The organism is Chitinophaga sp. W3I9 (genome assembly GCF_050434025.1).
Taxonomy (GTDB): domain Bacteria; phylum Bacteroidota; class Bacteroidia; order Chitinophagales; family Chitinophagaceae; genus Chitinophaga.
In genome coordinates, this window is the sequence record NZ_JBNPWC010000001.1 from 79325 (window position 1) to 105554 (window position 26230).

Genomic DNA, 26230 nt, shown 5'->3' on the forward strand with positions numbered 1-26230 from the left:
TCAATGAAAGAAAACCGCATAAGAATATTATACATAGATGATGAGATTCATAACCTGAACGCGTTTAAAGCAAGCTTTCGCAGAAGTTATGAAATCTACACCGCTACTTCTGCGCAGGAAGGCAAACTGCTGCTGAAGGAGATCATGGTGCATATTATCATCGCCGATCAGAAAATGCCGGTAGCCACGGGTGTGGAGTTCTTCAATGAAATAAAGGATATCCTGCCCGACCCCATGCGAATTTTGCTGACCGGTTATACGGATGTGGAAGATATTATTGACGCCATTAACAAAGGCCACATCTACTCCTATATCAAGAAGCCCTGGGATGAGCATGAGCTGCACAAAACCATTAACAACGCCTACGAAATATACCGCACACGAAAGCAACTCCGGGAAAAGATAGAAGAGCTGGAAAAAACGAACGATGAACTTAACCGGTTTATTTATTCCACTTCGCATGATTTACGTTCACCGCTGATGTCTGTGCTGGGAATTATCAATCTGTCCAGGCTGGATAATTCTGTGGTAGATCCCAATGGTTATATAAACATGGTAGAAACCTGTGTGTTAAAGCTGGATGATTTTATCCAGAAGATCATTGAGTATTACCGTAATTCCCGCCTGGAGATAGAATATGAGAGAATTGACTTCAATACCCTGCTGAACGATTGTATCACTGCGTTTAAACCGCAGAACACCCAGATCCGCTTTCAAACCAGTGTGGACCAGGCTGTAGATTTCAGGGGGGATACCTTCAGGATCAGTGTTATTTTGAACAATCTTATTTCAAATGCTGTTAAATACCAGAAGCCGGAGGAAACAAACCCGATGGTTAACCTGGCGGTTAAAGTAGAGCCACACAAAGCAACTATCTGTATACGTGATAACGGGATCGGCATTTTAAGCGAGCATCTGAACAATATTTTCAAGATGTTCTTCCGGTCCAAGAACAATAATAAACCGGGCAGTGGTATTGGCTTGTATATTGTAAAGGAAGCATTGAGTAAAATAGGCGGTACCATTAATGTGGAGTCCAAATATGGCGAGGGCACCCAATTTGAAATTACCATCCCCAACAGAAATGAATTCGATACCTGACCTGCGAGTCATATTGATTGATGACAATGAAATTGATTTGTTGCTGCATGAGAAGTTGATCGGATTTCAACAAATCAGCAGAACGGTGATTTCATTTGCAAATGCCAATAAGGCACTGGAATTCCTGTCTTCCAATATTGCCTTGCCTAAAATTCCGCCCACTGTTATCCTGCTGGATATCCAGATGCCGGAAATGGATGGCTTTGAATTTCTCCAGGCATTTGATTCTTATCCCAGTAAGATTAAGTCCCAATGTCATATCGTAATGGTGTCTTCTTCCCTTGATTATGGGGATATTACCCGTACCAACGCGAATCCCATGGTAATTAAATTACTCCGGAAACCCTTGCTGTTAAAAGATCTGAAAGAAACCGTGGAAGGAATTTTCAAAGATTTTTTATAAAATGTTGGTGTTTACAGGAAAAAATATATTTTTGCATCCCGAAGAAAGCAATAAACGGGGGATTAGCTCATCTGGTAGAGCGCAAGCATGGCATGTTTGAGGTGAACGGTTCGAGCCCGTTATCCTCCACCCGTAAAGCCTGACACAATGTGTCGGGCTTTTTTTTATGGCTGTAGCCGGCGATCAGGCCAGTACATCAGTTAAGCCAGCTGCCACAGGCCTGGTTTGTTTCAGGGGTAATACGATGATGAAGGTAGCGCCCTCCCCTTCCCTGCTCCTGGCGGTGATAAGTCCGCCGTGTTTATCAATCACTTTTTTGGCAATAGCCAGCCCGATGCCGGTGCCCTCATAAAGTTCCGAAGTGTGGAGGCGCTGGAAGATGGTAAATATCTTGGACAGATATTTTTCATTGAACCCGATTCCATTATCGCGGATAATAATGCGGCAGTAATGCCCGCCTTCAAAGCTGGCACTGTCGGGGTTTAGATCCGTTACAACATCTGCGGTAATATGTATCTGAGGAGGTATATCTTTCCGTGAAAACTTCAACGCGTTGCTGATGATGTTTTGAAACACCTGGCGTATTTGCCCCGGCACAGCTTCAATCTGAGGCATTTTCTCCACAGTAATGACCGCATCCCGTTCAACGATCATCAGCTCCAGGTCGACCAGGATCTCCTGGATGATTTTATTGAAATCGGTAACTTCGTTTATGCTTGCCCCGGATAAACGGGAATAGTTCAACAGGTCGTTGATGAGCCTTGCCATTCGTTCTGAGGAGCCTACAATCCTTTCCATATAGGAAAGGGCGTTAGGGTCTGTATGCAGAAACTTATCTCTTAAAATAGCGCCGAAAAGCTGAATTTTCCGCAGGGGTTCTTTCAGGTCATGGGAAGCGACGGATGCAAACTGTTGCAGATCGTGGTTGCTGGCTTCCAGCGATTTATTAATCTCTCTCAGTTCTTCTGTCCTTTCCCTTACTTTCTGTTCCAGCATATCATTTACCTGTTGCTGGTGTGCTATCAATGCTTCCTGTGCGAGTTTTCTTACCTCTACTTCTTCTTTGAGCGACTGATGCATTTGCTTCAGTTCCTGCGATTGCTGATAAAGGCGGGAGAATGTCTTTACTTTCATCAGGAGGATATCCGGGTCTACCGGCTTGGTGATATAGTCGATACCGCCGGAATCATATCCTTTTACAATAAACCGTTTGTCTTTATTCACGGCAGAGAGGAATATAATCGGAATGTCTTTCGCTTTACTGTGCCCCGACAGTGCTTCCGCCACTTCAAAGCCGTCCATGCTGGGCATTTGCACATCCAGGATGATGAGCGTGTAGCTGTGTTTGAGTATTTTCTTCAGGGCTTCTTCCCCGGATAGCGCGGTATCCACTTCGAACTGGTATAGTTCGAGGGTTTTCCTGATAGACAGTATATTTTCCGGCTTATCATCTACAATTAAGATCATACGACATACTCGTTATAACAGGTGGGCAACGGGTGGAAAGCGGCCCAATGTTATTCTTTTAAACTTTTAAACAATGACAGCTCAATAATCATACCTCTGCCATTCGGTTTATGAAGGCAGCCATTTCCTGTGGCTGCAGTATAGCGTCAACGGGCGCCTGGAGGATGGCTTGCCTTGGCATGTAATCCACATCTGCTGTAGCCGGGTCCTGCACGGCGGTGGTGCCTCCTGCCTCGTGTACATCTTTCAGTCCTTCGGTGCCATCTGTGTTGGCGCCGGAAAGCAGTATGGCAGTCATTTTACTGCCATAGGCCAGCGCCGCGGAAGTAAAGGTAACGTCAATACTTGGTCGGCTGAAATTCACTTTCTCCGAATCATCCAGGGAAAAGGTATGATCCGATTCTATCAGTAAATGGTAATCTGCCGGCGCGATGTAGATGGTGGCCGGTAGCAGGGGTTCTTTTTCACCAGCTTCTCTGACCGGCAGGATGGATTTACCAGACAATAACTCCGTTAATACCGACTCATAATGGCTTTGGCGGTGCAATACAATTAAAATGGCTGCAGGAAGTGAAGCAACAAGTCCTGGTAACAATGTCAGGATAGGTTGCAATCCCCCGGCAGAACCGCCTATTACAATTAAATACGGTGCTGTAGTCATATGCCTCTTATTTTGTTATTACAGCTGCACCTTCCGCCAGATCTTCTCCCGGTTTTCCAGTTGTTTAAATTTACCGGTCACGCTGGTAAAGTTAAGTGTTTCCTTACTTCCCAGTGCCAGGAAGCCCAGCTGCTCCAAACTGTCACTGAATAACGTTAATACCCTGTCCTGTAGTTTTTTATTAAAGTAGATCAATACATTGCGGCAGATGATCAACTGGAATTCATTAAATGAGCCATCTGTTACCAGGTTATGCGGGGAAAAAATGATTTTTTCCCCGAGGTCTTCCCGGAACTTGGCATATTCATAATTGGCCGTATAATAGGAAGAGAAATCTTCCCGGCCACCGGCCTCCATGTAGTTGCGGGAATACTGCTGCATTTGTGAAAGCCGGAACATTCCTTTGCGTCCCTTTTCCAATACGCCTGCATTGATATCGGTAGCATAGATCACTGCCTTGTGCAGCAGTTTCGCTTCTTTGAGCAGGATGGCAAAGGAATATACCTCCTCCCCGGTGGAGCAGCCGGCATGCCATACCCGGATAGACGGATAGGTGGCCAGCACCGGCAATACCTGGGTACGCAATGCCTGGTAGAAAGAAGGGTCCCTGAACATCTCCGTTACATTTACCGTTATTTCTTCCACAAAACGTAATGCGTATGCCGGATCGGAAATAATACGGTAGCGGTATTCGGCAAAACTGGGAAAGCGGTCTACCTGGTACAGATGGTTTACCCGCCGGTTAATAGAGGCGGGCGCATACTCTGTGAAATCATACCCATACCTTTCCAGTACGTCATTCAGTAACAGCAACACTTCCTGTTCACTTATCGGGTTCCTGCTCACGTTTGCTCAGATAAATATTGTTGTAGCTGCAACAGTAGCTCATCTACATCAATTGGTTTGGAAATATAATTATCGGCGCCTGCTTCCAGGCATTTTTCACGATCGCCTACCATTGCTTTTGCAGTAACGGCGATCAGCGGCAGGCGGCTGTTCCAGGGCATGGCGCGGATGGCGGAAATCGTTTCATAGCCATCCATATCCGGCATCATGATATCCATCAACACAGCGCCGATTGCATGCTCCGGCGATAATACCCGTAATGCTTCCGCACCGGTGCCAACAGCCACGCATAGGATATTCCTGGATCGCAATACTGCCTTTAACGCAAAGATATTGCGTGCATCATCATCTACAATTAATACCTGTTTCTGTTCCATAAAAGTTATTTCATGGCTTTATCGTATAACCATACCCGTAATAAGGATAGCAACTGATCTATATCCACTGGTTTGGAAATATAATCAGAGGCCCCCGCCTGCAGGCATTTTTCCCGGTCGCCCATCATCGCTTTGGCGGTAACGGCAATCACTGGCAACCCTTTGAGTCCCGGTTGTTTGCGGATAGCCGCAATGGCATCATAGCCGTCCATTTCCGGCATCATCATGTCCATCAGCACTACGTCTACCGGGTGCTCTTTCAGCTGCTGCAGCGCTTCGTTACCGTCGATAGCAGACAGTACTTTCATCTGGTGTTTTTCCAGTGCTTTTGTTAAAGAGAAAATATTGCGTACATCATCATCTGCTACCAACACGGTTTTGTCTTTCAGCACTTCATTCAATACGCCCATCTTCCCACTTCCACCCTGTGCAGCTGGCGCGTTTTCAGATACCAGGTGCAGGAACAGGGATACTTCGTCCAGCATACGCTGATAGGAATGCGCCGTTTTTACCACGATGGAATCAGCATACTGCCGGATCCGTTGTTCTTCTGCCTTTGATAAACTTTTACCGGTAAAAATGATAATAGGAAGATTTTCCAGTCCCTTTATTTCTTTCACCATTTCCAGCGCCTGATAAGCCCGCTGGTCAGGAATTCCCATATCAAGGATTACACAGTCCACATCTTGCTGTTGCAGCAGCGATACGCCATCTTCCACGGTATTGCTGATTTCAGAACTTACGTGGTAGTTACTGAGGAAATAGGCCAGCGCTTTGGCGTGCTTCGCATTTTCTTCCAGGATCAGTACTTTTTTGGTAGACCGTTGCAATACAAACTCCATCTTTTCAAAGATCAGTTGCATGCTTTGCACGTCTACCGGCTTGCTGATAAAGTCGACCGCACCTTTCAGCAGGCTTTCTTTTTTTGCTTCCATGGAAGACATGATATGTACCGGTATCGGCCTGGTGGCCGGATCGCTTTTCAGTTCTTCCATTACCTGCCAGCCGTCTTTTATGGGCAGCTGGATATCCAGCAGGATACCCAGCGGTTTGTAGATGCGTGCCAGTTCTGCGGCTTCATCACCGCGTACAGATACAATTCCTTTATATCCTCTTGCATGGGTAAAGTCTAGCAATGCCTTCGCAAAATGCGTATCGTCTTCCACGATGAGTATTACGGAATCGCCGTTTTCAATGAGGCCACGGTCGTCGTAAACGTCTTCCGGAACGGTGGGCGACAGGTATCTCTGTTTCGGACCGGCGGCTGTTTCTACCACTACCGGTGACTGCAGTACGAAAGGTTGGCTTACGGGTACTCCCGTTTTACGAACCACCGGGATCGTAATGACGAATTCACTTCCTTCATTGTTGGTACTGCTCACCGAAATATGTCCGCCGAGCAGCTTGGCCAGTTCCCGGCTGATAGACAGCCCCAGACCGGTGCCGCCGTATTTCCTCCGGGTAGATCCATCAGCCTGCTGGAAAGCTTCAAAAATCACCTGTTGCTTTTCCGCCGGTATACCGATGCCGGTATCTTTTACTGCAAAGCGGATCGTTTCGGGTGTTTCTCCTTCCAGTATTTCCATGCGGACAAATCCCCTGGCGGTAAATTTCAGGGCATTGGACAACAGGTTTTTGAGGATCTGTTCCAGTCTCAACTGATCTGTTTCAATACTGGCCGGCACCGCAGCGTCTTTATGTATCAACAGCTGCAATCCTTTTTCTTTAGCCATTGGTTCAAACAACGCCTGCATATTGGAACTGATATCGGCAATGGATACCTGGCTGAATTCCAGTTCCATTTTGCCGGATTCTATTTTCGAGAGGTCGAGTATTTCGTCTATCAGCGTGAGCAGCCCTTTTCCGGAGCTATTGATCACCTGTGCATATTCGATCTGGTCGCCGTTAAGATTGGTGTCGTGATTTTCAGAGAGGAGCCTTGATAACAATAAGATAGAATTCAGCGGTGTGCGCAGTTCATGCGACATATTAGCCAGGAACTCTGATTTGTAGCGGGTACTGAGTGCCAGCTCTTCTGCTTTTTTATGGATATCCAGGTTCCGTTCCACGATGATCTGGTTTTTTTCTTCGAGGAGGCGGCTTCTTTCTTCCAGTTCAGCGTTCGACTGCATCAGTTCTTCCTGTTGTACTTTCAGTTCTTCTTCAGACACCTGGAGCTTTTGTGTTTGGGCTTCCAGTTCTACGTTCAGGCTTTCGAGTTCGGTGTGTTGTGTTTGCAGTTCTTCTGCCTGCGCCTGCGTTTCCTCCAGCAGTTCCTGCAGGCGGGTGCGGCTCCGGGTACTTTGCAGGGCAATGGCGATTTTCACAGCAGCCTGCTGGGCAAAGTCGATCACATTTTCTTTAAAAGGGAACAGGGAACCTAGTTCTACTACGCCCTCCGTAACACCTGCATGGATCAGCGGGATAATGAGCACGTGACCAGGTTGTGCGGCGGCTGCAGCGCCGGCGATATGCAGGAAATCATCCGGCGCTTCGCGGATATATAATGGTTCCTTTTGTAACACGCTTTGTCCGAGTAAGGTTTTCCCTACTTCAACCACCCGGGGGGCCGGATGGGCCGGCGACAGTGCGTATTCAGCGGATAAACGAAGTTCACCGGAGTACCGGATGTACAGCACACCTGTTTGTGCGCCGATGTATTGTATCACATCTGTTAATGCATCTTTACTCAGTACCTCCATGTCCTTTTCACCCAGCAACGTTTCGGTAAGGCGGTTAATCCCTGTTTGTATCCATATTTTCTGATCGGCATGATAGCGGAATGTTTTCAGGTCTGCGGCCATCTGCACTATTGCATGGCCAAGTACATCATTTTCGCTGCGGGGTTTTACATCAATATTAAAATTGCCTTTGCCGATGCTGTCGGCCGCAGTGGCCAGTTCCTGGCTGGTTTGGTCAATAACTGTAAAAGAACGCCCCAGGCTTCCGATAGCATCTTTTGTGTGTACTTCGGGCGCCGATCCGGGTACCCCTTTCGCGATATTTACAGCCGCTGCCTGCAGCAGTTCCAGGCTGTCGGTGATGCCTTTAATAGTAAAGGAAATAAATATCACCACCAACACTATGATACCTACCAATACAAGCAGGTAGCGGGTTTTCAGATCATTTTCTTTTTTGGAGATAATTTTTGCGTCCCTGCCTACTTTATCCATTACGGCGCGCTGCAGCAGTTTCAGCTGATCCACGGCCAGGGTGGAATTGTCCCACCAGGAGTCTGCATTAAACAGGGTATCAATTTTACGGGAGGCGATGGTGCTTTTAATAAAATCGTTCGTGATAACCATTTCATTGGAGGATTCCGTTTTAAGATAATCCTTTGACACGGCGGGAGAAGCTTTGTCTACCAGTTCTGCACGCAGGGCTGCAAACATGTCGGCATTATTTTCTATGCGGGCAAAATCTTCCGGCCACACTTCTTTTTTCAGCATGAAATAGTAAATATCCATGCGGATCATTCCTTGGTAAGCTGCCATTTGCGCCAGCAGGTATTGCGCGTTCATATCCTGCTGAACGGCTTTTAATACCGGAATATCCGGGGTATTGGTGTTGGCCAGGTTGTTCAGGCGGAAAATAAGGTTGGAATAGTAGTCCAGCACCTCCCGTTGCGGCATGCTTTTACTATCAATATCTTTTCTCTTTTTAGGGAGTGTATTTAACAGTGAATATTGGAAGAAGCGGCTGTCGCTGGCCAGCAACCTGCCTTTCACCGCATCGATGGCCAGATCGGTTTTGGCGCGTTGGGTGAGCAGGTCGTTCAGGCTTCCGGTTTGCAGCACATAGTTTACGCTGTTCCTGCGTTCCATATGAATTTCATCGGCCACTTTCATGATAGTGGTGGCAGCAGTAATTTTCTGCACCAGGTTATCAATAGTATCTATATCTTCACTCTGTTTATTGAATACGGCTATACCAAAATATACGAGACACGCCAGCGGTATTACAGCAACTAACATCAGCTTCCTGGGAAGAGGGAGCTGCATAAAGTATTTCTTCATTTGCCTGAGCTTGTTTATTTTTTACAGGGGCACCATTCTGCAAACTGTGCTTCCAACGGGTTTTAACACATTTCATTCCAAACAGTACCACTAAAACTAATTATATGATAATAAAATAACAACAAAATCTTAGATTTGTCTCTATTCCAAAACGATATATGCCCGATAGTTGTAAATATACCTCAGTACTTTTAATTGACGATGATATAGATGACAGAATGATATTTGGTGAAGTATTAAAGGAGCTGGCACCGGATATTATTTACCATGAAGCTATCAACGGAGAAGACGCACTACTTAAGCTGAATAATAACCTGGCGCCGGATCTTATCTTCCTGGACCTGAATATGCCCAGGGTAGACGGGAAACAGTTTCTTGCAGAAATACGGCAGCAGGAGCATTTAAAACACATCCCTGTGGTGATCTATTCAACGTCTTCACATGAATCCGATAAAAAAGAAACCCGTGAACTGGGGGCCTCTTATTTCCTGACGAAACCTAACAGTCTTCATGAGCTGACACATATACTGGGTCGTCTTTTACAGCAAAAATTATTTTAATGAAAAAGCCTCACAAAGAATTGTGAGGCAGCTTTTCTACCATTGTTACTATTTTTAAACCCTTATATGCTCACGCATATGCTTATACCTCAAAGGTGGGTTTTAAATTATGTTCAAGTGTTAACCGGATCTTAACGACTCCTGCATTAAAATTGTTTCACTACTTCTTCGAGCCATCCTGCCGAATGGAAATTTACTTTCACCGCTGGCTGAATGCCTTTATTGTCAATACCCTGCCCTGCAGCAATCCTGCGGGAGCGGGTAACGGGATAGTCTATTGAAAAATCAGGCGCTGAAAACCTTACCCTGGCTATATTAGAGTAATCCAGCGCCCCTGCCGTGTGAGCTCCCATGAGCTTCACTTTCTGACTTTGTACCGCTTCCAGTAAAAACTGTTCTGCGGTATTGCTGCACCGGCCATTAATGAGCACCGCTACTTTTGCCGGAGCTGGCAAAGGAGCCGGCAGGATCATGTTTTCATCCGGCCCCATACTTACCAGCCGGCCTTGCAAACCACTACCCTGTTCAATTACAGTGCGGATCTGCTCTACATATTCGCCGGGTAGTTTTCCGGTTTGTTCGTCCAGGGTATGGCGCCATGCAGCAATGTTATCCGGTGTAGCATAAAAGTCGGCCCCGGTAATCCTTACAGGTTGGGTATACAGCAAGGGCCGCAGGCGTTCAATCAGTTTATCAGCGCCCGCGCCGTTGTTGCGTACATCAATGACCAGGTTGGGGTTTCTCCGCAGGTACTCGTCGCTGGCATTCAGCACAGAATCGGCGGCCGGATAGGACACCGCGTCAAAGCTGCTTATACGCAGATAACCGGTGCTGTCGTTTATTTGCCGGAAAAAGAAAGGCGCCGTCATATCGGCGAAGGCGGGTATTTCCGCCGGTGCATTGTCACTCTTCTTCACGCCCGTGAATTGCTGCGGCGATGCCGCAGCGGGTTTCTGCCAACCCAATGCAGACAGGCCATCGCGTTGTTTTCCGATGGTGAGGGTATCAAAGTTCACTTCCTGCGCGGCGTAGCTGATCATATCAAATTTATCCGGCCCGGTAGCGGCCAGTTCAAACAATACGTCTCCGGGTTTCCAATCCGGCGAGGCTGATTCCATGATTACGCCGGCGTAAGTGCGCAATCCCCGCAGGTTCTTTACCAGGGCCACTTTATAGAGGGAGTCGGCCTGGTAAATACCAGCCACACCGCTTACGGGCTGTTTCTGTAGCAAATCCAGCTGCTGTGGGGTGAGGGTGATTTTTTCTCTGAGGGGCGTGTAGCCAATGTGCAGGGCGAGATGCTGGTCTTTGAAGAAGCGCAGGTAGCGGTTTACCAGCAGGAGACAATGCGTGGCGCCCTTGATGGTAGCCGCCTGTAACCGTAGTTTTGCCAGCATGGCAGTATAAGCCTGCTCCGTAACCGGGGTTACTTTGTCGATAAACCCTGCATAATTCTTCCTCAGATAGACCTGTACGCTGTCAAATTTCTTCCTGCAATCGCACTCCTGCGCGTTTACAACTGTATTACACAGGAGTAATAACAATACTGCTATTGCTTTCATGGCAAAGGATTTGAATGTTTCTGGCTGATAATAAATGGTCTTTAAATATATATATTCGGGAGGAAACTACCAGAAAATATTTATCATCCTCCACCAATATTAATAAATTACATGTCCTAATAAAGCGCATATGCATTTTGACGAACTGGAAAGGCTGTATAATGAACAGGCATATACTGAAGCAATTACCAAACTGGAAATATACCTGCAGGATAACCCCGGCGAGGCCCGGGGCTGGCAACTACTGGGCTTATCCCAGCTGGAAAACGCCAAGGCCACTGATAACCGCGACCTGGCCACCGCTATGTACAACGAGGCTTACGAGGCATTCAGCCAGGTGCTGACCATTGACCCCGCACATGTGCAGGCCCGTGTACACCGCGCCTATATGGGCGCCAATGTGATGGCAGACAAAGGAGATGAAACGATCGGCGATTGTGATATCCTCATTGCCGGCGGCGATGAAGAACTGACTACCAAAGCATTACTGTACCGTTTCCAGGTATGGGTGCTGAAAAATGAAACCGAAAAGGCCCTGGCAGATATGCACCGCAACCTCCAGGTATATGAATCACTGTACGCCGACGATCTGCCACAGCTGAATGTGGCGCGATTCCAGTGTTTTACCCGTATCGGCGATGTATATTATCACACGGAAAACAGGCCCGCCGCCCTGGAATACTACAAACAGGCCTTTGAATGTACGGTGTTTAACAACCGCCTGCTCTCTACCACCTGGTTCGCACTGGATATGGCGGATTATGATTTTGCGGCCAGCATGCTGCAGATCATGATCACGGCAGGAGAAAATACACAGGAAGACATGCTGCGTTTGCTCCGGCATATCCAGCAACTGCTTGCGGATGGCGTGCGGAATGCTGCACTGGCAAGGGAGTTCTGCAAAGGCACTACCGAATTCTGGCAGCAGTTTTTTGGAGATGATGATGACGAAGGTACCCTGGAACAGATTTCCACCGGCAAACACTTTATTGCTGAGTACCCCGACGAAGCCTACTTCTATCATTATACCGCTACGGCGTTCTTCAACATTGGCAGTTACCAGGAGGCATTGCCCTGGTATGAAAAGTCGATGGCCATAAAACCTTATCCGTTCAGCATGGTGAGGTGGTATTTCACGAGCTATAAAGTGAACGGGCAATTCCCCGAAAGCTGGCCGGATGTGGAGCATCACATTCCGTACGACTGGTACGCAGCGGGTGTTATCTTCAGTGAAATTATTCAACTGGAAAAAGACAACGGCGTAAAACAGGCGTCCACCGCGCTGAAGCGCTTCCTGTATAAAAAAGCATTTGATATCTATCATGCCTACTGGTATGAAAATTCAGGCAACTCTTATGCAGGCCATCCTCATCATTTTGCCATGTGCTGTAACAACTATGGCATTGCCTTGTATGAAGGCGGCATTTTTGTGGAAGCAGCGCATGTACACACCATCGGTTACAATATGTCGCCCTTCTGGGAACAGCTGGAATCCAGGGCTGATGCGTATCACAGCATGGGTAAGCTGGCCGAGGCCATCGCCGACCGCCATACCATCCTGGAAAATTTCACAGAAGTATTGCCGCTGATGTACTATGTGTCTATCCATGAACGAATGATCGACGACCTGTGTACGTTAGAGAAACATGCCGAAGCATTGGATCTCTATGAAAAAATACTGGCGGAATACAATACCTGGATTGCAAAGGATATGCAGGAACTGGATGACTACGACCGGGAAACCATTACGTATAACATTGACCGTATTAAAACCGGCCGCGCATTTATCCGTACCAACAGCGCCGATGATTTGTCTGAACGCATACTGGCGCTGGAAACGCACCTGGTGGAAAAACCGGATGACAGTGACGCCTATTTCAACCTGATGTACCTGTATTTTGATAATGCCCAGTATGAACATTGTATTGGCGCTATCAACAACCGCATTTCCATTGGCGGCATCACCAAACTGCCGGTGATTTCGCAAATGAAGATCTATTACTTCCGTGGAAAGGCTGCGTTAAAGCTTGGCCGCTACAAAGCCGCGATTACTGATCTGCTGCATACGCTGCAGATTATGTCTAACGGCGATGCTGCAGACAATGCCCCCAACTACCGGTTTGGGGTATACGCTTTTCTTGCAGAGGCATATTTGGGAGAGAAAGAATATGACGAGTGCCTGGCATATGCCACGCAGTGTTTGAATATTTATGCCGGCAACAACTGGGCATGGGATACAGAGGCGTCTGCCGTAAGATATACGATGGCGCTGGCTTATGAAGCAAAAGATGACCCCGGTACCTGCAAAAAAATCATTGACCTGATTGTGGCGAATGATCCGGAATTCAGGCCTGCGGCAGAGAAAAAAAATGAACTGAGAGGAGGAGGATTATTTTCTTTTTTCAGGAAGAAGAAATAATAATTCAGCTGTTTACTTTCTGCACAAACTGCAGCAGGTAAACAGCTGAAAAAAGATCTTTGTCCTTTTACATGGGCTTGTTAAAGCTCACCATCCAGGGGAAACCATATTTATCGGTTAACATGCCAAAGCGGTGCGCCCAGAAGGTTTCTGCCAGGGGCATCGTAACTTTCCCTCCGGCGGATAACGCATTGAATAATTTTTCTGATTCTTCGTTTGATTCAGTGCCCAGCGCCAGCGTAACGTTGTCACCATTTTTGGGCGCCTGGCCTCCCATGCCATCAGAGGCCATGAGCTCGAAAGAAGATGTTTTCAAAAACGCATGCATCACCAGGTCTTTGGACGCAGCGGGTACGTTTTCGCTTTCAGGCGCCTCGCCCATTGTCATGATAAACAATTCTCCTCCGAAGATGTCTTTGTAAAAGTTCATGGCTTCGCGGCAATTAGTTCCAAAAGTGAGATAAGGTGTTAATGTGGTGGACATAACAATCTTTTTAGGGTAAGAAAATGGAATTTGGGTAGCTCCTAAAGTTAGGCAAAAACTAACTTATCAACACCTTATTTCTTACCAGCAGGCAGGCGCCGATGATACCGGCGCTTTCACCGAGCCTCGACATTTTCAGTTTGGAATCGTTGCTTACCAGGCTGAGGGAATATTTTTTCATAGCGCTTTTTATGGGCAGGCGGATGTGGTCCTGTGTAGCAGCCAGGGCGCCGCCAAGTATGACGAGTTCGGGGTTGAAGATGTTCATGAGCAGGGCAACGCCGCGACCCAGGTTCTCTCCTACTTTGGCAATAAGTTCTATGGCCAGCATATCGTCGTTGTTGGCTGCATCTATAATATCGTGCAGGTGGATATCTTCGGGGGATTGATGCGTGCGGCTCAGCATAGAGGAAGAACCTGCGGCGAGCTTTTGCCGGAACATATTCACCAGCGCCCATCCGGAGGCTTCTGTTTCCAGGCATCCTTTTTTCCCGCAGTGGCAGATGATTTCATTGTCGAACATCGGGATATGCCCTACCTCGCCGCTGTAGCCGGATTTACCGTAGTATAGCTCCCCGTTGATGAGTACGCCCATACCTATACCATAGTCGAGGTTGAGGAACAGCACGTTACGTTCGCCATTTACCAGGTCCGAGCAAAATTCTCCGTAGGCCATTGCCCGTGAGTCATTTTCCAGGAAAACGCGGATGCCTACTTTGGCGGCAATAACTTTGCTGAGGGGTTCATCGTCGAAATAGAAAAGGCTGTAGTTGTAGCCAGTGGCGTAATTGATGCGTCCCTGGATATTGATACCGATGCCGAGGATCTTTTCTTTGGGAACGGTGAGGCCGTCAATAAAGTTGTTGATCAGGAGGCACAACTGTTCCAGGGAAGCTTTGGTATTATCCAGTTCGTAGGGGAGTCCTTCCACGGTGGTGACCAGGTTTTTGTGGAGGTTCGACAGGCCCAGGTTGAGGTGATCCTGTTTTACATCCACCCCGATGAAGAAGGCGGAATCCGGTACCAGTCCGTACAGGTTGGGTTTACGGCCGCCGGTGGATTCTATTTTGCCATAGTCCATTACGAGGCCGTCGACAATAAGGTCATTCACCAGGTTGGTAACTTTGGGTGTGCTGAGGTTGAGCTCTTTGCACAGATCGGCGATAGTGGCGTTGCCGGTATTGGCAAAATAGGCCAGCGCCGCCTTTTTCAGGTTGATATTCTTATAGGCTACACCGGTAGCGTTTGCGCTGTTGAGTTCTTCAAAAAAGGTTTTAGCCATAGCCATCAGATAGACTTTTACAGTAATTGCTCACCAATTTAACAGCTTAATTCTGATTTTTTAAAATTTAGGGGTAGAAACAGGGGAATGTTTCTCTATATAAATGATTTTGTTAATTCGCAAAAAATAATACCTTTGCAATCCTTTTTGAGTTAAAAAGGGGCTCTTGTCATGTATAGCCGGATAGGGTTTCCGGGCCGGTTGAACACTGGGAAGAGTAAGTTCTTTTTATTTATTGCGGATGTGATGAAATTGGTAGACATGCCAGACTTAGGATCTGGTGCCGCGAGGCATGGGGGTTCGAGTCCCTTCATCCGCACATATAATATTATGTGGCAATGCGTCAATATGGCAACGTGATAATGCTATGCTCTCCCTCACTTTCATTGTCACTCCTGTCTTATTCAGACACAGTTTCACCTGATTTTATTCAAAAATAGTTTCCTGCCATTCCTACTTGCCGTTGTGACTTCATGGCAGAAAAATAAACAAGGAATCATTATTGCTTCTTAAAGAACACTTTATACAATTCAATTATGGCAACCGTTACGAGAGAAAACATTGGTTTATTGAACGATAAGATCACTGTGAAAGTGAGCCAGGAAGACTACCTTCCTAATTTTGACAAAGCAGTAAAGCAATTCAGCAAAAATGCGAACATACCAGGCTTCCGTAAAGGAATGGTACCTGCAGGTATGGTTAAGAAGATGCACGGTCAGGCTATCTTTGGCGACGAAATTCTGAAAACTGTTGAGAGAGAATTAATGGGTTATGTGCAGACAGAGAAACTGGAGATCTTCGGCCAGCCGCTGTCCCTGGAAAAACAGGCAAAAGACCTGGATTTCAACAAGCCTGCTGATTATGCCTTCGAATTTGAAGTGGGGCTGAAACCCAGCTTCAGCGTTACTCCCCTGGAAGATAACAAAACCACCCTTACAAAATATAAAGTAACCGTTACCGACGAAATGGTGAACGATGAAGTACAGCGTTTACAGCTGAAAGGTGGAAAAACAACAGAACCTGAAACAATTACTTCAGAAGATAACGTGATTAACGTTAAATTCGAAGAGTCTGACGAAAAAGGTAATGTAGTGGAAGGCGGTATCGTAAAAGAAAACGCCTTACTGGTTAAATACTTTGCACCGGCTATCCAGGCTGAGCTGCAGGGTAAAAAGAATGAAGACAGCATTGTATTCCAACTGGCTACTTCCTTTGACGAGCAGCGTTTGGGCTGGATCCTGAAAGATCTGGGCTTTGAAGCAGGCGACAAGGAAGCAGCAAACAAATATTTCAAACTGACCATCACGAAAGTTGGTTTGATTGAGAAAAGAGAACTGAATGAAGAGTTCTTCAAAGAAGTTTATCCGGGAGAAGAAATCACTACTGAAGAAGCTTTCCGCGCTAAACTGAAAGAAGAAATCGGCAAATACTGGGATTCTGAAAGCCGCAACCACCTTCACAACGACCTGTTTGAAGTACTGGTACACGAAACGCCGATTGAATTGCCAAAGGATTTCCTCAAACGCTGGCTGCAGGTAGGCGGTGAAAAGCCAAAAACTGCGGAAGAAGCGGAAAAAGAATTCCCTAGTTTTGACCATCAATTACGTTGGACACTCATCAGCGATAAACTGGTTAAAGAAAATAAACTGGAAGTTTCTTTCGAAGATCTGAAGGAAAATGCCAAACAAAAAGTATTAGGCTACTATGGCGGCGCCGCTGCTGATGGAGCAGAATGGTTAGACAGCTACCTGGATCGCCTGTTACAGGATGAGAAATTTGTAGACCAGACTTACCGTGAAATGATCACTGCCAAGTTATTTGACTGGGCTGAGGCTAAGGTGAACGTGAAAGAAGAGGAAATCAAAGCAGAAGATTTTGTTAATTTACCTCATAAACATCACCATCATGAACATTAATAATGAATTCAGAAAATATGCCATCCAGCATCGGGGAATCAGCAGCCTGGTAGTAGACAGTTACACCAAAAGCCACCAGATCAACAGTCTGACTCCTTATATCCTTGAAGAACGCCAGATGAATATGACCCAGATGGACGTTTTCTCCAGGTTGATGGCTGATCGTATTATTTTCCTGGGAGATCCCGTGAACGACTACGTAGCAAACGTGATTACTGCGCAGCTGTTGTTCCTTGAGTCTTCCGACCGTAACCGTGATATACAGATGTACATCAATAGCCCGGGAGGAAGCGTTTACGCCGGCCTGGGTATTTATGATACTATGCAGATCATTTCTCCTGACGTAGCTACTATCTGTACCGGTATGGCGGCCTCTTTCGGCGCTGTACTGCTGGTAGCAGGTACAAAAGGAAAACGTACCGCGCTGAAACATGCACGTGTAATGATTCACCAGCCTCATGGCGGTGCAGAAGGCCAGACTTCAGACATCGAAATCACTGCACGTGAGTTCGTGAAACTGAAAAAGGAACTCAACGAAATCATTGCCGGCCATTGCGGACAGCCACTCAAAAAAGTGGAAAAAGATTCTGACCGTGACTACTGGCTGACTGCGGATGAAGCAAAAGAATACGGCATCATTGATGACGTACTCCAGAAAAATCCAAAGAAAAACCTGGAAACACCTCAGTAAAGCTTAAAGCACCAGGCATAAATAAGCTATTGTAGCGAAGATTACAGCGATACATATTAAAAAACGCTATTATCTTCGCTACAATAGCTTTTGTTTTGTGAGATGATAAGCTTTACTCTATTAAGACTTACGCTTTCGGCTATTTAGTGTAAATTTGTAACCCTGCAATAACAGTGCAGGCAATGATAGTTTCGTAGAAAAATAATCTATTCCGAAATGAAAGAATCTAAAATCCGATGCTCCTTTTGCAGCCGCTCCAAAGAAGAAGTGCAGATACTGATTGCAGGCGCTGAAGGACACATCTGTGAAAACTGTGTAGCCAACGCACAGGAGATAATTGACCAGGAGTTATTCACCCCCGGCAAAAAAGCAGCTGCAGCCGTAGCCCCCAACTTTGCACCCAAAGTGTCTAAACCAATTGACATGAAGAAATTCCTGGACGAATATGTAATTGGCCAGGATGATGCAAAGAAAATACTGGCAGTAGCTGTATACAACCACTATAAAAGACTTAACCAGCAGATTGGTGATGACGAAGTAGAGATTGAAAAATCCAACATCATCATGGTGGGCGAAACCGGTACGGGTAAAACCTTGCTGGCTAAATCCATCGCCAAACAATTAAACGTTCCCTTTGCTATTGTGGATGCGACCGTATTCACAGAAGCGGGCTACGTGGGTGAAGACGTGGAAAGTATCCTCAGCCGCCTGTTACAGGTATGTAACTACGACGTGGAAGCTGCTGAACGTGGCATTGTTTACATCGATGAGATCGATAAAATTGCCCGTAAAAATGATAACCCGTCCATTACCCGCGATGTAAGCGGCGAAGGCGTTCAACAAGGTCTCCTGAAATTACTGGAAGGCACCGAAGTACTGGTACCTCCGCAGGGCGGCCGTAAACATCCTGAACAGAAACTGATCAAGCTGAACACGCAGAATATTCTCTTTATCTGCGGTGGTGCATTTGACGGCGTGGAAAGAATCATCAGCAGAAGGGTACAGACCCACTCTATCGGTTTTACCGTAAACAAGGAAAAAGAAGAGGAAAACAGAAAACAGATCCTGCGTTATATCAACTCCCAGGACCTGAAATCCTTTGGTCTGATTCCTGAATTACTGGGCCGTTTACCAGTGGTTACCTATCTCAACTCGCTCGACAGAGATACCCTGAAACTGATCCTTACTGAGCCTAAAAACGCGCTGGTAAAGCAATACAAGAAACTTTTCAAGGTAGAAAATATCGATTTACAGATAGAAGAAGAAGCAATAGATTATATCGTGGACAAAGCGATGGAATACAAACTGGGTGCGCGTGGTTTACGCTCCATCTGTGAGGTGGTACTGAGCGATGCGATGTATGAACTGCCGTCTGCCAATGAAACACACTTTCATCTTACCAGGGAATATGCACAGGCAAAACTGGAGCAGTCGACCCTCATTAAACTGAAAGTGGCATAACTGTTCCGGTAATCCGTTAACAGCAATACTATCGCTAACTATAAAACGCTATTTATGCAGGAACTCATTCAGCAATTACAGGAAAAAGCCGGACTTACCGCCGAACAGGCCGCACAGTCCATCGATGTGATCAAAGAATATGTGAAGGGCAAATTACCTCCGTTTATTGCCGGTACAGTTGATAACTGGTTTGCAGGCATGTCGGATAAAGCCGAAGGAAAAAAGGCTGGTCTGATGGATCAGGCAGGTGATTTTCTGGATAACGTGAAAGATAAAGCGGAGGATTGGGCCGAAGAAGCAAAGGATAAAGTGTCCGATTTCTTCAACAAAGATAAAAAGTAGTTTAAAATACAGTGAAGAAGGGCTTTCCGGAGGTATTTCCCCGGAAAGCCCTTCTTCTTTTTTAGAGGCTTCTGAGATAAAGATACAACGCGGTTAACTCTTCATCCGTGTACTGTGCAGTCATATTCCACGGCATATCTTTTACCAGCAGCTGCTTTCCTTCCGGCGTTTTACCGGTACGCAGCGTGGTAATAAAATCGTTTTGGCTCCATTTTCCGAGGTTCCCGGTAGAGGTGATATTGGCTACCGGCACAGCGCCCGGTACCGGGTTATCGCCGCCGGTCAATGTAGGCTTGTGGCAACCAGTGCAGGAAACCGCCAGGTACTGGCCGTACTCTTTTGTTGCCGCCTTTGCCACCTGGTTAGGCTGTTCCCGGTGATGATCTATTTTTTCCACGGGGAACAAGGGTATTTTACCCATTACAGACAGGACTTTTCCCATCGGTCCTATTTTTATGGGAATGGAAGGCGCATCTACTTTTGGCTGTGCCCTGCAAAACGCAATTATAGCCGCAATATCGTGATCATCCATTCGGGTGAACTCCTCTGAAGGCATCAGCAATAATGGCTTATTTGCGGTGTTTAAACCGTGCCGCAATGCCTTTAGCCAGTCGGTGTTATCATAGCTTTCCGGCAACCCTCCCAGGCCATAGGTGATATTATTACCCGCAATACGGCCGATAGCCGGGTCATCCACCACCATTTTTCCGCGCAGGTCTGTCCCGTGGCATTCGCCGCAACCCTTTATTTCATAGAGGTGCCGGCCCTCCGCAATAGTAGCTGAATCGGTGGGGATGGGAATGTTTCTTACTGTAACTGTATATTTTTTGCTGGCATGCTGATGGAAGAGAAAAGTAAAAACGCCGTATGCCGTTAATACGATCACTACCAGGCCCAACACGATACGTGTGGCCCACTTAAGACTTTTGGAGAACATAACAATTAAGGAATATTTCAGCTGTAAAAGTAATAGGGATAAATATTACAGGTATCAGTAGAACTACTGAATTAAAGAAGAATCATAACGTGGATTACAGGCTTCACATTTTTACTAAGCATCTTTATACGGGATAAACCAGTTCAGACCCGGTATAGAAAAGCACCCGTATTACAGGGTGCTTTTCATTGCGTAAAAGTGTTTCAAATCTTTCTTGATTTTGTGTGTTAAGGTTGATAAACGGTAAAGAGTGATGAATTAACCCAAATTTAACGTTCCTTTTGCAATATTCAATAACACTAAAGGGGTAATATTCAATTATTTTGAAAAAATGATGAACGGCTTATAAATACTCTTTTCATAAATTATAAAAATCCTGCTATCTCAATAGAATCAGTATCAATTGCAAAATCGTTATTCTATCTCAGGGCTTCCCGGGCAATTACAATCTTTTGGATCTCTGAAGTTCCCTCCCCGATGGTACATAATTTTGCATCTCGATAAAATTTTTCCACCGGGAAGTCCTTTGTATAGCCATAACCGCCAAAAATCTGTACGGCATCGTTGGCAACCCGCACGGCCACTTCCGACGCATAATATTTAGCCATAGCTGCCTGCTGGGTCATTTTTACCTTGCGGTTTTTCATATCTGCCGCCTGCATGGTGAGCAATTCTGCAGCAGCTATTTCTGTGGCCATATCCGCCAGTTTAAAGGACACGCCCTGGAAATTAGAGATGGGCTGGTCGAACTGGTACCGTTCCTTTGAGTATTTCAGGGCAGCGTCCATAGCGCCTTTGGCAATGCCAAGCGATAATGCGGCAATGGAAATCCGGCCCCCGTCCAATACTTTCATGGACTGGATAAAGCCGTCGCCTTCTGCGCCCAGCATATTATCTGCAGGAATGCGGCAATTGTCGAATACCATTTCCGCAGTTTCGGAGGCCCGCATGCCCAGTTTGTTTTCTTTCTTGCCTCCACTGAAGCCGGGAGTACCCTTTTCCACAATGAAAGCGCTCATACCATGACTGTCGCGCACGTCGCCGGTACGGACTATTACTACCGCCACATCGCAGCTTTTCCCGTGGGTAATCCAGCACTTGGTGCCATTCAGCACCCAGTCGTTGCCGTCTTTTTTAGCCACGCATTTCATATTCATGGCATCGGAACCGGTGTTAGGCTCCGTGAGCCCCCAGGCGCCGATCCATTCACCTGTAGCCAGCTTAGGCAGGTAACGCTGTTTTTGCGCTTCATTGGCAAACTGCATCGTATGACCGGTACACAACGAATTATGGGCTGCCACGCTTAGCCCGATCGCCCCGCAGATGCGTGAAATTTCACTCACCACGGTTACATATTCCAGGTATCCCAACCCGCTGCCACCGTACTCCTGGGGCACCAGTACGCCCATCAATCCCAGTTCCCCGAGCTGTTTGAATATATGTACCGGGAACTCCTGCTGCTCGTCCCATTCCATCACGTGAGGCTGAATATGTGTTTTCCCGAAATCCCGGATCATTTGTGCAATCTGTTGTTGCATCTCCGTAGGCGCAAAGTTCATAAACGTGTGGCTTTAATATTTGATCTCAATGTAATGTTCAATTTTACGATAAATAATCTCATCCACCAACGGCAGGTTGCGGAGGTCCGATACTGCCCTGAAACCCGCGTGGCTACTGCGGTACTGCACAATGAGACGGGCCAGTTTATAGCGTATGTATGGGTGAGCTGCCAAAGATTTTTCATCTGTGAGGTTGAGGTCTAGTTTTTTTAGAGAACTGCTACCTATCTGTAAGAACGGTTGAATTTTTTGAAATGTGGAGTCGGGTAAGCCATAACATTCCGCCACCTGTTCCACGGCATAAAAACCTCCCAGCCGCTCACGGAAGGCAATAATCCGCCGCGCGAAGCCCGCTCCGATGCCCGGCAGCGACTGCCAAACGATGCTGTCTGCTGTGTTAATATCAATAGGTGCAGCCGGGGCTTTCTTACGATAACGGGTAAACGACGTATCATACCTGGCAAATGTGCTGTCCCGGTAATAGTGACGTCCTTTTTTAAATCTTTCATGCAGGGCAACGCTGTCCCCGTAGTATGATTCCCTGCCATAGTTTTTATTTCCGGGTCCGCTCCGCGGACCATATCTCCCGGAAAACCGGTTATTTTCCTTACCCGCAATGCGCACATAAGGTATCAGCTGTGTGCATAAGACGGGAGGCAACCCATATATCTTGCCCAGATCAGCCGGCGTCCTGAAATACCCGCCCCTGGCCAGGTACTTACCAATAGTAACAGCGGTGCGTTCGCTTACACCCAGCTGCTGCCAGCCACTTGCCGGCAACGTGTTGGGATCGAAGTAAAACAGGCTATCTGTGTGTGCATTACTCCGCCGGGTAAAAGCCGGTTCTTTCTCCACTGCTGCCAGCCTGGCTTCAAAGGCCGTTACGGCCGCTTTCAGGTTATCACTACCGGCAACGGGCGTACGCTGAAAATAAAAAACCAGGTCGGGGATATAGCTGGTTAATATCATGAGCAACGCCAGCGTTAATATGCCTAGCCGCTCTTTCCGGGAAAACCGCAGATATTCGCGGACAAATGATTTCCACATGGGTCAACAACAATTTTTGACCAAGCTAGGATTATGTATACAGTGTTTTGTTAACAGAAATAAAACGCCTCTAAATTTCGAGGCTAAGGCCGTCGTAGGCTAGGTGGGTACCCGCAGGCAGCTCTGCTGATACCGCTTCATGCAGCCCGAGCTGATGGCTGATATGGGTGAGGTATACTTCCGGCACTTCCAGCTCTTTTCCCAGCGCGATGGCTTCTTCCAGGGTAAAATGAGAAATGTGCTTTTCGCGGCGCAGGGCGTTCAGTACGAGGATCTTAGAACCACGGATCTTTTCTTTTTCCTCCGGCGCAATGTAGTTGGCGTCGGTGATATAGGTGAAATCATGGATGCGGAAGCCCAGCACGGGCATCTGATGATGCATGACATGTACCGGTGTAATCGTTAGTCCGTTTACATCGAAAGGATCGGCGGCAATGGTCTGCAGGTTTATTTCCGGGATGCCAGGGTATTTAAAATCAGAAAAAGCATAGGCAAACTCACGTTTGATCACACTTTGCGAGAACTCGGTGGCGTATATATTAATGGCGCTTTTCTGAAAATAGTTAAAGGCGCGGATATCGTCCATGCCGGCGATATGATCTTTATGGGAGTGGGTGATGAGTACTGCCTCCAGGTGCCCGACTTTTTCGCGCAGCATCTGGTAGCGGAAATCCGGGGTGGTATCTACTACGATATTACCGGCGGGCGCCGAGATCATAATACTGCTGCGTAAGCGTTTATTTTTTTTATCGGCCGAGGTGCAAACTTCGCAACCACAAGCTATAACCGGAACTCCCTGCGACGTACCTGTACCTAAGAATGTAACTTTCATCCCAACATCATTTGTCTGTTTTTGCCTATTCTGCTGCGTGTTCTTCCGAAGCCCCGCCTTCTTCCTCCCCCGCTTCCGGGATCGGTTTGCTGGCCTGTATCTGTTTATAGAGCTTATGCGACTCTGCCGTCAGCGCTTCTTCATCCAACGGCAGCGTCGTTAAAATATCGATCAGCGTATTGATACGCCCTTCGAGGTTCAGGAATTTGTTGATCACTACCACCTTCTTGTGTTCCAGGATGCAGTAACCGGACAGGAAACTACCTTTTTCGAAGCGCAATACATATTTGGCCTCGTCGAAGATCTTTTCCAGTTTAGTCAGGTTATTAGGTGTGATTTTGATATTCATGTCGCAAAAATAGCAAAAAGCTGTTGTTACTTTGTTACCATCCTGGCAAAAGGCACAATCATTTCTTCCAGGGAAATACCGCCGTGCTGGAAGGTATTCCGGTAATAGTTCACAAAATAGTTATAGTTGTTGGGATAACAGAGATACCCATCTCCTTTTGCAAAGATGTAGGAAGAGTTGACGTTGGGCTTTGGCAATCCGGCATCACGGGGATCGCGGAAGGCCAGCACTTCTTTCGGCTCATAGTTCAGGTTACGGCCGTGTTTGTAGCGCAGGTTGGTAGTGGTTTGTTTATCTCCGATCACCTTTACAGGTGTTTTTACCCTTACGCTGCCATGGTCTGTGGCGATGATCAGGTTTATTTTTTTATCGCTGATACGTTTCAGGGCCTGGTGCAGCGGGCTGTGTTCAAACCAGCTGGCAGTGATAGAGCGGTAAGAGGCTTCATCGCCGGCCAGTTCCTTCAGCACTTCCATTTCGGTGCGGGCATGGCTGAGCATATCCACGAAGTTGTATACAATTACGCTCAGCGGGTAATCCAGCATGTTATGGATATTATTGAGCATGGTTTGGGCATCGGCGTGATTGGTCACCTTGGTGTATGAAAACCGGGGATCCATTTTCATCTGCTTCAGCTGGGCTGCAAAAAAATGCTCTTCATACAGGTTTTTCCCGCCTTCTTCATCGTCGTTCTTCCATTCCTGGGGAAACCGGTGTTCAATATCTATGGGCAGCATGCCGGCAAAAATGGCATTACGGCTGTATTGTGTGCTGGTAGGCAAAATGCTGTAAAAAGACTCTTCTTCCACCAGCCGGAACGATTCCTGGAAAATAGGCTGGATCGCCTTCCACTGGTCGTACCGCAGGTTATCGATGAGCAGGAATACGTTGGGCACGTTGGGGTCCAGGTTAGGCACTACCTTATCGCGGAACAGGGTATGGGACATCACCGGGGCTTCTTTTGTTTTTGGATGGAGCCAGTCGCTGTAATTACGGCTGATGAACTTGGAAAACTCGTTGTTGGCCTCGGTTTTCTGGGCATTGAACACTTCCAGCATTTCCGGGCTGTTGGTTTTTGTCATTTCCATTTCCCAATACACCAGTTTCTTGTAAATGTCCATCCACTCGTTAAAGTCGGGGTTGGAGCTCAGCGCCATAAACAGGCTGCGGAATTCCTGCTGGTAGGCGGTAGTGGTTTTTTCGGCCACCAGTCTTTTGTTATCAATTATTTTTTTGAGAGATAATAATACCTGGTTTGGATTTACCGGTTTGATAAGGTAGTCGGTGATCTGGGAGCCGATAGCATCGTCCATGACATTTTCCGCTTCATTTTTGGTAATCATTACCACGGGAATCTGCTGATCAATTTCCTTGATTTTACCGAGTGTTTCCAGTCCGGTGATGCCTGGCATGGATTCGTCCAGTAATACTACATCTACCACCTGTTCTTTCAAAAATTCGAGTGCGTCATATCCGTTGGTAAGGGCCGAAACTTTGTAGCCTTTGCTTTCCAGGAAGATAATCTGCGATTTCAGGGACTCTATTTCATCATCTACCCATAGTATATTTATCTGACTCATAATAAGATTTAAGGTTCCGGTAAAAAAAGGAATTTACCCCTAATTTTTTGCAAATATCATTCCCCGTCTATCATTTGCCGGTAATTATATGTTAAAAAGGGCTGAACACGGTAAAATCATAGCAGGAAAAAGTGAACAGGCTGATAAAGTTATTTACCTTCGCATCCATAACTTTAATTACCTGTAACCTACCAATTGTTTTGAACTGTCATAGGGGTATCGTGGATGCCGCGCGTCATTATAAGTAAAAAAATTACATATAATTAATTTCGGGTGTAGTTTTGCATACAGGCACCAGGGATTCAGACGCGGACGCCCCCGTCTGAAATCGTATAATT

Annotated in this window: 22 protein-coding genes and 2 tRNA genes; 10 read left to right on the forward strand and 14 right to left on the reverse strand. The window is 46.7% G+C overall.

The window, feature by feature from the left end; genetic code table 11:
- Window positions 1-3: 3 nt before the first annotated feature.
- The 3 genes from QFZ51_RS00355 (at window position 4) to QFZ51_RS00365 (ending at window position 1633) form a co-directional block, all read left to right on the forward strand.
- The gene (locus QFZ51_RS00355) at window positions 4-1101 is read left to right on the forward strand and encodes a sensor histidine kinase (protein WP_429042076.1); all 1098 of its coding nucleotides are present in this window, start codon (window positions 4-6) and stop codon (window positions 1099-1101) included.
- Window positions 1085-1504, forward strand: coding sequence for a response regulator (locus tag QFZ51_RS00360; protein ID WP_370913350.1), 420 nt, complete (start codon window positions 1085-1087; stop codon window positions 1502-1504). The genes QFZ51_RS00355 and QFZ51_RS00360 overlap by 17 nt, the downstream gene beginning before the upstream one ends.
- 56 nt (window positions 1505-1560) lie before the next feature.
- Window positions 1561-1633: transfer RNA gene (locus QFZ51_RS00365), tRNA-Ala, on the forward strand.
- A gap of 54 nt (window positions 1634-1687) precedes the next feature.
- Here the strand turns inward: QFZ51_RS00365 and QFZ51_RS00370 are convergent.
- The 5 genes from QFZ51_RS00370 to QFZ51_RS00390 form a co-directional block, all read right to left on the reverse strand.
- Entirely contained in the window at window positions 1688-2971 is a 1284-nt protein-coding gene (locus QFZ51_RS00370) for a hybrid sensor histidine kinase/response regulator (RefSeq protein WP_429042078.1), read from the reverse strand.
- An 88-nt stretch (window positions 2972-3059) separates the two neighbouring features.
- Window positions 3060-3632 (reverse strand): chemotaxis protein CheB, encoded by a 573-nt coding sequence (locus tag QFZ51_RS00375; protein WP_429042080.1) that lies wholly within the window; start codon window positions 3630-3632, stop codon window positions 3060-3062.
- Between the two features lie 18 nt (window positions 3633-3650).
- Window positions 3651-4478, reverse strand: a complete 828-nt coding sequence (locus QFZ51_RS00380) for a CheR family methyltransferase (protein ID WP_429042082.1) — start codon at window positions 4476-4478, stop codon at window positions 3651-3653.
- Window positions 4475-4855 (reverse strand): response regulator, encoded by a 381-nt coding sequence (locus QFZ51_RS00385; protein WP_429042084.1) that lies wholly within the window; start codon window positions 4853-4855, stop codon window positions 4475-4477. The genes QFZ51_RS00380 and QFZ51_RS00385 overlap by 4 nt, the downstream gene beginning before the upstream one ends.
- A 5-nt stretch (window positions 4856-4860) precedes the next feature.
- Window positions 4861-8871 carry a response regulator gene (locus tag QFZ51_RS00390; RefSeq protein WP_429042085.1) on the reverse strand — a complete coding sequence of 1337 codons (4011 nt, stop codon included), beginning with the start codon at window positions 8869-8871 and terminating at the stop codon, window positions 4861-4863.
- Window positions 8872-9029: 158 nt separating this feature from the next.
- Between QFZ51_RS00390 and QFZ51_RS00395 the strand changes: the two genes are divergently transcribed.
- Window positions 9030-9431, forward strand: a complete 402-nt coding sequence (locus tag QFZ51_RS00395; RefSeq protein ID WP_429042086.1) for a response regulator — start codon at window positions 9030-9032, stop codon at window positions 9429-9431.
- Between the two features lie 146 nt (window positions 9432-9577).
- Here QFZ51_RS00395 and QFZ51_RS00400 read toward each other — a convergent pair whose 3' ends face one another.
- The gene (locus QFZ51_RS00400) at window positions 9578-10993 is read right to left on the reverse strand and encodes a S41 family peptidase (RefSeq protein WP_429042088.1); all 1416 of its coding nucleotides are present in this window, start codon (window positions 10991-10993) and stop codon (window positions 9578-9580) included.
- 130 nt (window positions 10994-11123) lie between these two features.
- Here QFZ51_RS00400 and QFZ51_RS00405 point away from each other — a divergent pair, with 130 nt between their 5' ends.
- Entirely contained in the window at window positions 11124-13412 is a 2289-nt protein-coding gene (locus tag QFZ51_RS00405; RefSeq protein WP_429042091.1) for a hypothetical protein, read from the forward strand.
- Between the two features lie 67 nt (window positions 13413-13479).
- Here the strand turns inward: QFZ51_RS00405 and QFZ51_RS00410 are convergent, their stop codons facing one another.
- Together QFZ51_RS00410 and QFZ51_RS00415 are read right to left on the reverse strand one after the other, a co-directional pair.
- On the reverse strand, window positions 13480-13896 hold the full coding sequence (locus QFZ51_RS00410; RefSeq protein WP_429042094.1) for a VOC family protein: 417 nt from the start codon (window positions 13894-13896) through the stop codon (window positions 13480-13482).
- Window positions 13897-13954: 58 nt separating this feature from the next.
- Window positions 13955-15178, reverse strand: coding sequence for an ROK family transcriptional regulator (locus QFZ51_RS00415; protein WP_429042095.1), 1224 nt, complete (start codon window positions 15176-15178; stop codon window positions 13955-13957).
- A gap of 237 nt (window positions 15179-15415) precedes the next feature.
- On the opposite strand from QFZ51_RS00415, the gene QFZ51_RS00420 reads away from it, so the two are divergent.
- From QFZ51_RS00420 to QFZ51_RS00440, 5 genes are all read left to right on the forward strand, one after another.
- Window positions 15416-15497: transfer RNA gene (locus QFZ51_RS00420), tRNA-Leu, on the forward strand.
- Between the two features lie 217 nt (window positions 15498-15714).
- Window positions 15715-17094: a trigger factor gene (gene tig, locus QFZ51_RS00425; protein ID WP_370913361.1), complete on the forward strand. Its 1380-nt coding sequence runs from the start codon at window positions 15715-15717 to the stop codon at window positions 17092-17094.
- Window positions 17084-17785 (forward strand): ATP-dependent Clp endopeptidase proteolytic subunit ClpP, encoded by a 702-nt coding sequence (clpP, locus tag QFZ51_RS00430; RefSeq protein WP_370913362.1) that lies wholly within the window; start codon window positions 17084-17086, stop codon window positions 17783-17785. The genes tig and clpP overlap by 11 nt, the downstream gene beginning before the upstream one ends.
- A gap of 216 nt (window positions 17786-18001) precedes the next feature.
- Window positions 18002-19246, forward strand: a complete 1245-nt coding sequence (gene clpX, locus QFZ51_RS00435; RefSeq protein ID WP_079473576.1) for an ATP-dependent Clp protease ATP-binding subunit ClpX — start codon at window positions 18002-18004, stop codon at window positions 19244-19246.
- Between the two features lie 54 nt (window positions 19247-19300).
- Window positions 19301-19588 (forward strand): hypothetical protein, encoded by a 288-nt coding sequence (locus tag QFZ51_RS00440; protein WP_079473575.1) that lies wholly within the window; start codon window positions 19301-19303, stop codon window positions 19586-19588.
- Window positions 19589-19649: 61 nt separating this feature from the next.
- On the opposite strand, the gene QFZ51_RS00445 is transcribed toward QFZ51_RS00440, so the two are convergent.
- The 6 genes from QFZ51_RS00445 to QFZ51_RS00470 form a co-directional block, all read right to left on the reverse strand.
- Window positions 19650-20525: a c-type cytochrome gene (locus QFZ51_RS00445; protein ID WP_429042098.1), complete on the reverse strand. Its 876-nt coding sequence runs from the start codon at window positions 20523-20525 to the stop codon at window positions 19650-19652.
- A 419-nt stretch (window positions 20526-20944) separates the two neighbouring features.
- Entirely contained in the window at window positions 20945-22084 is a 1140-nt protein-coding gene (locus tag QFZ51_RS00450) for an acyl-CoA dehydrogenase family protein (protein ID WP_429042101.1), read from the reverse strand.
- 12 nt (window positions 22085-22096) lie between these two features.
- Window positions 22097-23131, reverse strand: coding sequence for a helix-hairpin-helix domain-containing protein (locus tag QFZ51_RS00455; RefSeq protein ID WP_429042103.1), 1035 nt, complete (start codon window positions 23129-23131; stop codon window positions 22097-22099).
- A gap of 70 nt (window positions 23132-23201) precedes the next feature.
- A complete protein-coding gene (locus QFZ51_RS00460) occupies window positions 23202-23963 on the reverse strand; it encodes an MBL fold metallo-hydrolase (protein WP_429042104.1) in 762 nt (253 codons plus the stop codon).
- A 25-nt stretch (window positions 23964-23988) separates the two neighbouring features.
- Window positions 23989-24312 carry a hypothetical protein gene (locus QFZ51_RS00465; RefSeq protein ID WP_370913367.1) on the reverse strand — a complete coding sequence of 108 codons (324 nt, stop codon included), beginning with the start codon at window positions 24310-24312 and terminating at the stop codon, window positions 23989-23991.
- Window positions 24313-24338: 26 nt separating this feature from the next.
- A complete protein-coding gene (locus QFZ51_RS00470) occupies window positions 24339-25892 on the reverse strand; it encodes a response regulator (protein WP_370913368.1) in 1554 nt (517 codons plus the stop codon).
- Window positions 25893-26230: the final 338 nt, after the last annotated feature.